Raw genomic sequence first — 11,316 nt, 5'->3', positions numbered from 1 at the left:
GTCTGTCCCCGTGGCTCTTACTTAATCGCCTTACTGACCTTCAATTTCTTCCCCTTAACCGTGGCATTCTCCATAGCCTGCAGAACCAGCGATCCTTTCCCATTCAGAATATCAACATATGACATTTGATCATGGATGGTAATAATACCGATATCATCTGCTGTGACTCCAGGGATTTTGGCGATGGTTCCGACAAAATCAACGGCACGGATTTTCTTCTTTTTACCGCCGGTAAAGTGGAGCTTCATGATATCCTGGTTGATTCGGGCTGTTTTATTATTTCTGACGACCCGCCTGCCGCTGATTTTTTCTTCGAAGGCAGCTTTTCCGGCAGCTACATCCTGCTGGCTTGGTGCTTCTATGACAGGAATCTCAAAGCCGATGTATCTTTCAATCGCTTTAAGGAATTTTTCTTCAAAAGGTGTGGCAAACGTAATGGCTTTGCCTTTGTTTCCGGCGCGGCCGGTTCTTCCGGTCCGGTGCACATAGCTTTCTTTTTCCATTGGGACATCATAGTTAATGACAAGGCTCACATTATCAATATCAATCCCTCTGGCAGCTACATCGGTGGCCACAAGATAGCGGTAGTTCCCCATTTTAAAGCCTTCCATAACCGCAAACCGGTTTTCCTGCTCCAGTCCGCCATGGAGCCTCTCACAGGAATATCCAGCACCATCCAGTTCAGTGTACACTGTATCAACATGTTCTTTAGTCCGGCAGAATATGAGGCAGCTGTCAGGATTTTCTGTAACTGTGATGTCTTTAAGGAGCGAAATCTTATCTTCCTGCTTCACTTCCATTAGGAGATGTTCGATCGTCTCAGCGGTTACCCCGGTTGATTCAATCTCAACGTGAACAGGGTCTTTCATATATTCGTGGCAAAGAGCTTCAACATCTTTAGGCAGGGTAGCAGAAAAAACCATGGTCACCCGGTCTGAAGGAAGCTCTTTAATGATGGCTTCCACTTCATCGATGAACCCTCTATTAAGCATCTCATCCGCTTCATCGATGATCAGATACTGTATTCGATCCAGGACGAGCGTTTCCCGGTCGATATGGTCCATAACCCGTCCAGGCGTCCCAACGACCACATGCGTTTTCTGCTTCAATTCTTCCTTTTGCTTTGTAAAAGGTTCTTTTCCGTAGACGGCCGCTGCTTTGATGCGTTTGAAACGGCCGATATTCGTAATATCTTCACGAACCTGAACGGCGAGCTCCCTTGTTGGGGTAAGGATCAAAGCCTGCGGGCTTTTTTCTTCCCATTCAACCATATCGCAGACAGGAATACCGAAGGAGGCGGTCTTCCCGCTTCCGGTTTGAGCCTTCACCACAAGATCCTGCTTTTCCATCGCCAATGGAATGACCTTGCTTTGTACCTCTGTTGGAGATTCGTATTTTAACACACCCAGTGCCCTTTGTATTTCTTCGCTTAAATGATAATCCGCAAAACTTTTACTCATTATTTAACCCCGTTTTTTTGTTTTTTCGTCATATGGATAGAATTCTCTTTAAGAAGTATTGTATGCATGATCAGATATGGTTCATTATACTTGAAAATTGCTGGACAAGATATAAGAGTCCAGCCCCCTCAACTCCGCCCCGCGGAAAGCGAAGTGTCTGGAGCGGATACCATCAGCCCTCATTAGGAACACAACAACGAATAGAGGAACAAAAAGAGTCAACGTTTACTTAAAGATACTTTATAGACAGTATCCCCTGTAAAAAAGTTCAAGAACTATTCGCAAATCGAAGAATCTATGATAGAATTAAAAAGTTATAGAGGATGAAACGTTCATTGATGTTAGTTAATTAACATTGACTGTACATCCTGTTCTTTCATTTCGTATGAAGCGGGAAGGTTTGCTGGTATTACATAATGCTAAGCTTTCAGCCCACTGTAAAACGGTACATGCAAATGCATGGGGCCTTTTTATAGTGGGCTTTTTTTGTGTTCTCGTTCATATGCCCTTTAATATGGCAGGCTGGTTCTAGAGAGATGGTCCTAAGAGGCAGCCTTATGCCTTATGTATTGTGGACCATAAAGACAATAATTGGGGGAAGAAATATGGCATTTCATAGTTCACAGCAGATCGCCGAAATGGCGGTTGAAGCTGGGGTGAAGAAGGCTACCATGCGGCCGGCGCACACACTCATTTTAGGATTTTTAGGTGGAGCTTTTATTTCTTTAGGTTTCTTATTATATATCCGGGTTGTTGCTGACCTGCCGCATGAATGGGGCACTTTCAGCTCGCTTATTGGCGGAGCCGTGTTCCCGGTAGGGTTGATGCTGATCATTATTGCTGGCGGAGAATTGCTGACAGGCAATATGATGGCACTGCCGCTGGCTGTGATGGCGAAGCGCGCGACGTTTAAGCAGCTGGGCAGGAATTGGCTGCTGGTTTTGGTTAGTAATTTTATTGGTTCAATCTTTGTAGCTTATTTCTTTGGACATGTTGTTGGAATGACGGAAACAGGTGCATTCCTGACTAAAACTATAGCAGTTGCGGGAGCAAAAATAGATCAGGCATTCTGGCCGACTCTAATATCCGCTGTTGGCTGTAACTGGCTCGTTTGTTTAGGCATCTGGCTTGCTTTCGGAGCTGATGATATCGGCGGTAAGATTCTTGCGATCTGGTTCCCGATCATGGCATTTGTTGCCATCGGCTTCCAGCACGTTGTAGCCAATATGTTTATCATTCCTGCAGCCATCTTTGCAGGGAGCTTCACATGGGCTGATTATGCTGCAAACTTTGTACCGGTTGCCATTGGAAATGCCATTGGCGGAGGAGTCTTCGTAGCATTGGCTTACTGGATGGTTCATAAAGATTCTCTTCAATCATCTATGAGAGCAAAATCAAGTATTAAGAAAGCCAGCTGATAATTACTCTTGTTTTTTGGATAGATTTGTTTTTTTACTAAGGAGGCTTTACCGTGGGGGAAAAAGTGAATGTTCTGATCAACGGAACAGCACACCAGGTTGAAGAAGGAACTCGTATTTTAGATTATCTCATGCAGCAGGAAATCGAACATCCGCATATATGCTATTCCGAGGTTCTTGGACCGGTACAGAGCTGTGATACTTGTATGTGTGAAGTGAATGGCAATCTGATGCGTGCATGCTCTACAGTTGTGGAAGACGGCATGGACATTGCCACCTCGTCTGAAATCGCCAAAGGCGCCCAAGAGGAAGCAATGGACCGTATTTTAGAAAACCATCTGCTGTACTGCACTGTATGTGACAATAACAATGGCAACTGCCGTGTACATAACACAGCAGAAATGATGGGGATTGAGCACCAGACGCGTCCGCATCGTTCTAAGGGCTATGAAGTCGATATGTCTCATCCGTTTTACCGCTATGACCCTGACCAATGTATTCTGTGCGGCCGCTGTGTGGAAACATGCCAGGATCTTCAGGTAAATGAAACGCTGACCATTGATTGGGAAACAGGGCAGCCGCGCGTATTATGGGACGGAGGAAAAAGCATCAATGAATCCTCTTGTGTTTCCTGCGGACAATGTGTATCTGTTTGTCCTTGTAACGCATTGATGGAAAAATCAATGCTTGGAAACGCTGGCTTCATGACAAGCATGTCTGATGACCTGCTTACTCCTATGATCGACCTTGTAAAAGCAGTTGAGCCGGATTATCAAACAATCATGGCCGTTTCAGAAGTAGAAGCAGCCATGCGTGAAACAAAGATCGAGAAAACAAAAACGGTTTGTACTTTCTGCGGTGTCGGCTGTTCATTTGAAGTTTGGACAAAAGACCGTGAAATCCTTAAAATTGAACCATCAGAGAATGCGCCGGTCAACAGCGTTTCTACTTGTGTAAAAGGCAAGTTTGGCTGGGACTTTGTCAATTCCCAGGAACGTATCACTTCACCATTGATCCGTAAAGGCGATGTGTTTGTGGAAGCGAGCTGGGATGAAGCTCTTTCTGTTGTGGCCAAAAACCTCGGAGAAATCAAAGATACTTACGGAAGCGATGCATTAGGTTTCATTTCTTCATCTAAGATCACAAATGAAGAAAACTATCTGATTCAGAAGATGGCCCGCCAGGTGTTCGGCACACATAATGTCGATAACTGTTCCCGCTACTGCCAGTCACCTGCGTCATGGGGACTGCAGCAGACAGGAGGCATCGGCGGCGACTCTGGAACGATCCAGGATATTGCAGGTGCAGGGCTTGTCATCCTGGTAGGCTGTGCTCCGGCAGAAGGACATCCGGTCCTTGCGACACGCATCAAGCGTGCGCAGAAGCTACATGGCCAGAAACTGATCACAGTGGATGTGCGCAGGCATGAAATGGGTGACCGTGCCGACTTGTTTGTACGTCCAAAGCAGGGTACTGACTTTGTATGGCTTTCCGCTGTCACAAAGTATATGATTGACCAAGGCTGGCATGATGCGAAATTCATCACAGAACATGTGAATCAGTATGATGAGTTCTTGAGCATGATCGAGTCTTATACACTTGAAGAAGCTGAAAGCATTACAGGCATTTCTGTTGCAACATTAAAAGAAATGGCTGAAATGATCCGTGACGCAGATGGAACAGTCGTCTGCTGGGGAATGGGTGTAACACAGAATATCGCCGGCTCCCACACTTCTGTTGCCATTGCGAACCTTCTTCTGGCAACTGGAAACATGATGCGTCCGAATGCTGGTGCCTATCCATTGCGCGGACATAATAACGTACAGGGTGCTGCCGATATGGGAACGATGCCTAATATTTTCCCTGGCTATCAGTCTGTGACAAATAAAGAATTACGTGAGAAATTCGAGAAAGCCTGGGGCGTGGAACTGCCTGAAAATCCAGGGCTTGATAATATTGAAATGCTCGGTGAAGTGGATAAAGGCAATCTGAAGGCAATGTTTGTTGCCGGTGAGGATATGGCATGGGTTGATGCTGACTCTAACCATACACAGGCAATGCTTGCGAAGCTGGACTTCCTTGTGGTGCAGGAAATCTTCCTGACAACAACAGCCCAATTCGCTGATGTGATACTGCCGGGTGCTCCTTCTCTTGAAAAAGATGGGACATTTACAAATACTGAACGCCGCGTTCAGCGTCTATACAAAGCATTAGAGCCTATGGGCAACAGCAAACCGGACTGGTGGATCCTTACTCAGCTGGCTAAAAAGATGGGCTATGACTGGAACTACTCTCACCCAAGCGAGATTTTTGACGAAATGGCAAGCCTGACTCCATTCTTCAGCCAGTGCAGCTATGATGTTCTTGAAGGCTGGAACAGCTTCCACTGGGGATCTCAGGATGGATCGAACACACCGCTTCTTTTCCAGGACGGCTTTAACTTCCCTGATAAAAAAGCACGCTTCGGATTGTTTGACTATGTACCGCCTGCTGTATTCCCGGATGAGTTCGATCTATCACTGGATAATGGACGACTGCTCGAACATTTCCATGAAGGAAACATGACTCATAAATCAGAGGGACTGAACTACAAATTCCCTAAAGTGTTCGTTGAAGTATCGCCTGAACTTGCAAAAGAACGCGGCGTAGAAGAAGGCTCGATAGTACGCCTGATCTCGCCATATGGTGCGATCAAGCTGCCTGTCCTTGTAACCGATCGCGTTGTTGGAAAAACGGTCTATGTGCCAATGCACTCTTCAAGCCATGAAAGTGCGGTCAACCTCCTGACTGGCGGTGCGGTTGACGTTGTGACACATACACCTGCTTACAAGCAAGTGAAGGTGCGGATGGAGATCCTCCAGCTGAATGGAGAGAATCCTCTTCCGAAGTACAATCCCCGCTATGCGACACGCACACCGCAAATGGGTCTTGAAATCTACCGCAAGTGGGAACGCGGTGATTATGTACCGCTCAGCACTGTCAACGAACATGTCTTCCCTGGTACCTATGACAGGAGGAATGCCTGATGGCAAAACCGATTAGCATCATTCAAAAGACAGAACTGACAGAAGAACAATTGAAGCAGCAATCCCTGGAGAATCTTCTCTCCGGGATTGCGGAAAATAAAGATTCCCTGCTTGAGACATTGGCTCTCTTGCAGGAATTGCATGACAGCGGGATACTGGATGCTGCCGGAAGCCTTCTGAAAGCAAAAGAGCATGCTGCACATGCTGCCATCGGCCAGCTCACACGCGAGCCTGTCACAAACATGATCAATAACGCAATGGCAGCAGGAGGCATCCTCACCCAGCTTGATCCAGAGACAACAGCCAAGCTGTCAAAAAGCTTGATAGCAGGAATGAAAAAGGCTGAGCAGGGATTAAAAGAGGATAGCAAAATCGGGATTTTTGACTTAATGAAGGCCTTAAAAGATCCTGACATCAACCGTGTGCTCGGATTTGGATTCAATCTATTAAAAGGTATGGGGGAAGGCTTAAAAGAATAAGCCTGAATCCTGGCCCATTCATTTTATAATGAATGGGTTTCCTTTTTTATAACAAACTATGTGTATCAATAGGAGGGACAGATCATGGCAAAGAATCTGGAGCATCAATTCAGTATGCTTGTCCGTGAAATCCGAAAAGAATACGTTGGAAATGGGCCTAAAGAAATAACCACCAAGTTCATTGGCTCCTGGGCTGTCAGTGAAATGAGAGGGAATCTGACCAATGTGGAAAAGTTCATGATCACTTCGGCACAAGGGGAAGATATGGTCCATGAAACGAGAACAAGATTTGTAAAAGAAATCTACAAAAAGCCGGAAGTCCAATTAAAATTTGAAAACCTGATGGACGCCAGAGTGATCAGGCTGTTTTCCGATATTAATATTAAAGAAGATATCGCCATGACTGTATTTGTCTTTGATCGGCCGATTGAGGGGAAACAGGGGAAACAGCTTTGAATTCTGTTCATTTGCGGCGTCATACCAGCTTGTGAATTAGACGATTCATGAATGGCATCTCAGCGTTCTTACAATGAGAGAGATAATCGATTTTCTGCAGAGGTTTATGAATGACAATTAAAAGAAATTATAAAGCTTAGAGGCTTTCCAAATGTTGATTGGACAATCGGGAAGCCTCTTTTTATTGTGCTTTTTTTGGGATTGAAGAAGGTACTGCTTTAATTTTCTTTATTATAGGCAAATGCCCATTAAGCTAGTAGAATGGAATGGCTGGTTTTTAGTGCTAAGAAATCCTCACGAGGAATAGGCTGATTTATATAGCACAGATCATACTGCGGACATGCGCATAGCCGCTGCAAGGGGGAACATAATGAAGATATTTCTGATCATCAGCCAGCTCATTTATGTTATTTGCCTTATTCCCTGGTTTCCTATCTGGGGCTTGTCATTTATGAGTTTTGACAGTGGGATCGCCCTTGGAAACAGTGCGTTTGTCATAGGCATCGGGCTGTATCCTGTGGCTGTTATTGTGTGTTCCATTCTGGGCTGGGTGCTTCGCGGGCGCAATAAAAGGCTTGCCATCATCTTTAATTCTGTTCCGATGATCTGGATTATCGGTTTTGGACTGCTGATGATCATCATTTGAAGAGCAACTCCATTGAACCGGGATAAAGGCCGTTCATGCAGGCTGCTGCCCGATTAACAAGGTCAAAGGTTTAATAAATAGGAACGAGGTAAAGCCTGCCAGTAAGGGAGAGGTTTTGCCTCGTATTTTATTTTTACCCGGATTATAAGCTGTGCAGGAATGATAAAATAGAGCTATAAATAAATAGCTCATGGAAGGAAGTGCGGAAGATGGATTTCGAAACAGTCATGCAGGAGCTTGAAGCCCTCGGCAAGGAACGGACAAAGAAAATATACCTGTCCAATGGCGCCCATGAGCCTCTCTTTGGAGTCGCGACTGGGGCTATGAAGCCGATGGCGAAGAAAATAAAGATCGATCAGAAATTAGCCGAAGAACTCTACTCGACAGGAAACTATGATGCCATGTATTTTGCCGGCATCATTGCAGATCCGAATGGTATGATGGAGGCTGATTATGACCGCTGGATCGATTCTGCGTATTTTTATATGATCTCAGACTATGTAGTGGCAGTCACTTTGTCAGAGTCAGAGATCGCTCAGGAGGTTGCAGACAAATGGATTGCCAGCGGTGACGAGCTGAAGATGTCTGCAGGCTGGAGCTGCTACTGCTGGCTGCTGGGGAACCGGAAGGACCATGAATTTGAGGAAGAGAAGATCTCCAGTATGCTTGATCTTGCGAAAAAGTCGATCCATGACGCGCCGGAAAGAACGAAATCTTCTATGAGCAACTTCATATACACTGTCGGGCTTTCCTATTTGCCGCAGCATGAAAAGGCGCTCGGGACCGCACAGGAAGTTGGTGTGGTAGAAATGAAGCGGGAAAATAAAAAGAACAGTCTGCTGAATCCATACGAAAATCTGCAGAAAGAAGTAGATAGAGGACGGCTTGGCTTTAAGAGGAGATATGTCAGGTGTTAGGCTATTGCTAAATCCTGCCCAAACCCGCAGAATGTACCTAACAGACTTCTACTAACATAAACTGGATGTGATCTATTGTTTACTGGCATAATCCCGGCTATTCGAAATATGAAAGATTTTGAGCATGTATTGAAGAGGGATCATGAGCATATCATTCTTCTGGAGACGCGCCTGTCGCAGATCGAAAGTGTGGTCAAGTATGCGAAGCAGAGCGGGAAGAAGGTGTTTGTGCATGCGGATCTCGTTCAAGGGCTGAAGGTGGACGAGTATGGGATTGAATATCTGATCAATAACGTGAAGGTGGACGGCATCGTCTCTACCAGGGTTAATGTCATTTCTTTGGCGAAAAAGCACAATGTCATTGCGATTCAAAGACTGTTTGCACTGGACAGCCATGTACTGGAGCATAATGTCAGGATCAGCCGCAAAGTCAAACCGGATTATATCGAGGTTCTGCCCGGCATCATCCCGGGCATCATGGAAGAAATTCATGAGAAAACAGATATTCCGCTGATTGCAGGGGGACTCATCCGTACCGAAGAGGATATACAAAGTGCTTTGAATAACGGAGCATCTGCCGTCACCACCTCCAATCGGGATTTATGGTGACAGGGCCTTTTTCCTTATTTTAAAATAGAACATTGTTCAGAAAATTGTCGAATTATGTTGACAACGTTTTCATTTGAATTTACACTAGGGATAAGTTAATAACCCGTGACGAGATGAGGAGACACATTAAATGCCTTGAATTCAAGATTCAGGGGTGTTTAATGTGTCTTTTTTGTCTTTCCGATCTGGTTATTTAGGCAATATATCTTGAATATCAATAGGTTAAAAGGGGGATATGAGATGAATAGAGTAAAGAAGCCGGTCGTCTTATTAGTGATTTCTTTGCTGTTAATTCTTGCTGGAAGCTTTGGTGCTTCCCAGTTTAATAGCTCGAGCGGGGATGTGGATGTCTCACGCATTTATTTTGATACACCAAGAGGGGAGCTTTCAGGTCTTCTGTATAAGCCGGATGGTGCAGATCAGGAAGCAAGGCCAGCCATCGTGGCTACGCACGGCTACCTGAACTCTGCAGAAATGCAGGATGCACAGGCTATCGAAATGTCAAAGAGAGGTTACGTAGTCCTCGCCTTGGATCAGTATGACCATGGCCATTCAACAGGCACAATGGAAAAGCCGGTTCCATTCTTCTCCTTCTGGCCGCATGCGATCTATGATGCTGTCCAGTATATGTATGATCAGGATTATGTCCTGAAAGATGAAAACGGCAATGGCATCATTGCAGTTTCCGGCCACAGTATGGGCGGTTTCTCTTCCACCCATGCCGTCATGCTGGATGAAGTGGATTTCCAGGAAAGCGGCATCAGGAAAATCTACAGCTCCCTTACAATGGGGTCTGACTATCAATGGCTGAAGTCTCTCGGCTATACTATAGAAGATATCAACAACTCTTATGGGCCCAGGCCTTCCGGAAAAATTGCCGGACAGTATGATGAATTCTTTTTTGATGCAGAAGCAGCAGCTGCCGGTACGCCTGTAGTGAAGAAAAACTATGCTGCAACAGAAGAAGGCATGAGCTTCCTGGGCAACCCGGAAAAGCCTGAGGCTGGGAAAGTGTATAAGGTGAACGGCGGAGAAAGAATCATTTATCAGCCAAATGAGACACATCCTTGGAATCATTTCTCCAAAACGTCTACAGGAGATGCCATCGATTTTTATGATAGGGCATTTGCCGGCTATAATGGTTCATTAACAGTGGATAGTGATGGGCAGACATGGATGTTTAAAGAGTGGTTCTCTTTTGTCGCCCTGATCGGATTCTTCCTGCTGTTTGTGCCAGTTGTGTCCTTATTATCAAGGCTGCCGTTCCTTAACAGCATCTATACCGGCAGGCCAGAGCCGCTTCCTGCTCCAAAGACAAACGGCGCGAAGCTGGCAGGTTTGATCCTGATCGTAGTCGGGGGGCTTTTCCCTGCCTTATTCTTCTCCGCACTATATGGAGGAGATGTCTACGGAATGAGATTACTAAGACAGATCAGTATGATTTTCATTGCCCTGTCTGCCATTGTCCTGATTTCTTCTTTTGTGAAAAAATCAGAGCGCAGCATCAAGACAGTTTCTGCTATCATGCTCGTTCTAAGTGTGATTCAATATATCTATCTAAGGCTGCAGGATAAAATGCTTGCCACAACAGAGCTTTTTGGCGCCCCGACTGTGAATCCAGTTCTGTATTGGGCAATCAATGTGGCAATCATCACACTGATGATGATGGTCGGCTACCATTATGTTGCGAAAAAACCTGAAGGTGCTGCGATTAAGAATTATGGCGTGAAAGCAAGCGTCAAGTCAGTTATTGCTTCGCTTGTCACTGCCATTGGGGCTGTTGCGATCGGCTACGGGGTTCTTTATCTGATGGATGCCCTTTTCCAGGTAGACTTCCGCATTTGGACATTCGCTGTAAAAACATTCGAAGGCCAGCATCTGGCAGCACTGCTGAAATATGCACCATTATTCCTGATCTACTACTTTGTTGTCGGCCTGTCCGTCAACATGAATACAGCGAATGTGAAGTATAATGGATGGAAAGGCTATCTCATTTCTGTCTTCCATTTCATCGGCGGGCTTGTTCTTTACCTGGCCTACCATTACGGCCTGTTGTTTACGACTGGAACGGCCGGCTATCCGGGCGAATCGCTTTCTTCCATCATTGTAATTGGCCTGGTGCCAGCCCTTCTCGTAGCGGCGCTGTTTAACCGCTACTTCTATAGGAAAACAGGAAATGTCTATGTGGGCGCCTTCATCAATACTTTGCTGATGACACTGACTACACTGGCAAACACAGCGCTTTACACGATCTTTTAATAGTCTGCAAAATATATAGAGAGCAAGGGGCCTATCTGCCCCCCGC

Annotated in this window: 9 protein-coding genes; 8 read left to right on the top strand and 1 reads right to left on the bottom strand. The window is 45.6% G+C overall.

Annotated elements, in window-relative coordinates; genetic code table 11:
- Nucleotides 1-17: 17 nt before the first annotated feature.
- The gene (locus ABU165_RS21805; RefSeq protein ID WP_396349997.1) at nucleotides 18-1,460 is read right to left on the bottom strand and encodes a DEAD/DEAH box helicase; all 1,443 of its coding nucleotides are present in this window, start codon (nucleotides 1,458-1,460) and stop codon (nucleotides 18-20) included.
- A gap of 605 nt (nucleotides 1,461-2,065) precedes the next feature.
- Between ABU165_RS21805 and ABU165_RS21800 the strand changes: the two genes are divergently transcribed.
- The 8 genes from ABU165_RS21800 to ABU165_RS21765 all read left to right on the top strand — a co-directional run bounded on the left by ABU165_RS21800 (nucleotide 2,066) and on the right by ABU165_RS21765 (nucleotide 11,270).
- Nucleotides 2,066-2,878 carry a formate/nitrite transporter family protein gene (locus ABU165_RS21800; protein WP_035402980.1) on the top strand — a complete coding sequence of 271 codons (813 nt, stop codon included), beginning with the start codon at nucleotides 2,066-2,068 and terminating at the stop codon, nucleotides 2,876-2,878.
- A gap of 53 nt (nucleotides 2,879-2,931) precedes the next feature.
- Complete coding sequence (fdhF, locus tag ABU165_RS21795) at nucleotides 2,932-5,904, top strand: formate dehydrogenase subunit alpha (protein ID WP_009794685.1); 2,973 nt, start codon at nucleotides 2,932-2,934, stop codon at nucleotides 5,902-5,904.
- Nucleotides 5,904-6,383 (top strand): helical membrane plugin domain-containing protein, encoded by a 480-nt coding sequence (locus tag ABU165_RS21790; RefSeq protein ID WP_009794684.1) that lies wholly within the window; start codon nucleotides 5,904-5,906, stop codon nucleotides 6,381-6,383. Before fdhF ends, ABU165_RS21790 begins: the two co-directional genes overlap by 1 nt.
- Before the next feature lie 84 nt (nucleotides 6,384-6,467).
- Nucleotides 6,468-6,839 carry a Na-translocating system protein MpsC family protein gene (locus ABU165_RS21785; RefSeq protein WP_009794683.1) on the top strand — a complete coding sequence of 124 codons (372 nt, stop codon included), beginning with the start codon at nucleotides 6,468-6,470 and terminating at the stop codon, nucleotides 6,837-6,839.
- Nucleotides 6,840-7,209: 370 nt separating this feature from the next.
- Nucleotides 7,210-7,485 carry a hypothetical protein gene (locus tag ABU165_RS21780; protein ID WP_022544620.1) on the top strand — a complete coding sequence of 92 codons (276 nt, stop codon included), beginning with the start codon at nucleotides 7,210-7,212 and terminating at the stop codon, nucleotides 7,483-7,485.
- Nucleotides 7,486-7,694: 209 nt separating this feature from the next.
- Nucleotides 7,695-8,402, top strand: coding sequence for a DNA alkylation repair protein (locus tag ABU165_RS21775; RefSeq protein WP_009794681.1), 708 nt, complete (start codon nucleotides 7,695-7,697; stop codon nucleotides 8,400-8,402).
- A gap of 75 nt (nucleotides 8,403-8,477) precedes the next feature.
- On the top strand, nucleotides 8,478-9,011 hold the full coding sequence (locus tag ABU165_RS21770; protein WP_022544619.1) for a glycerol-3-phosphate responsive antiterminator: 534 nt from the start codon (nucleotides 8,478-8,480) through the stop codon (nucleotides 9,009-9,011).
- A gap of 240 nt (nucleotides 9,012-9,251) precedes the next feature.
- A complete protein-coding gene (locus tag ABU165_RS21765; protein WP_318060935.1) occupies nucleotides 9,252-11,270 on the top strand; it encodes an alpha/beta fold hydrolase in 2,019 nt (672 codons plus the stop codon).
- Nucleotides 11,271-11,316: the final 46 nt, after the last annotated feature.

It is taken from the genome of Cytobacillus sp. T106 (genome assembly GCF_040492155.1).
Classification (GTDB): domain Bacteria; phylum Bacillota; class Bacilli; order Bacillales; family Cytobacillaceae; genus Bacillus_AB; species Bacillus_AB infantis.
This window is presented reverse-complemented; position numbering and strand designations above follow the sequence as displayed.

What these genes read in the sequence shown, in the direction of transcription:
- ABU165_RS21805 (WP_396349997.1), bottom strand. Translation starts at nt 1,460, where the DNA reads ATGAGTAAAAGTTTTGCGGATTATCATTTAAGCGAAGAAATACAAAGG.
- ABU165_RS21800 (WP_035402980.1), top strand. Translation starts at nt 2,066, where the DNA reads ATGGCATTTCATAGTTCACAGCAGATCGCCGAAATGGCGGTTGAAGCT.
- ABU165_RS21790 (WP_009794684.1), top strand. Translation starts at nt 5,904, where the DNA reads ATGGCAAAACCGATTAGCATCATTCAAAAGACAGAACTGACAGAAGAA.
- ABU165_RS21785 (WP_009794683.1), top strand. Translation starts at nt 6,468, where the DNA reads ATGGCAAAGAATCTGGAGCATCAATTCAGTATGCTTGTCCGTGAAATC.
- ABU165_RS21780 (WP_022544620.1), top strand. Translation starts at nt 7,210, where the DNA reads ATGAAGATATTTCTGATCATCAGCCAGCTCATTTATGTTATTTGCCTT.
- ABU165_RS21775 (WP_009794681.1), top strand. Translation starts at nt 7,695, where the DNA reads ATGGATTTCGAAACAGTCATGCAGGAGCTTGAAGCCCTCGGCAAGGAA.
- ABU165_RS21765 (WP_318060935.1), top strand. Translation starts at nt 9,252, where the DNA reads ATGAATAGAGTAAAGAAGCCGGTCGTCTTATTAGTGATTTCTTTGCTG.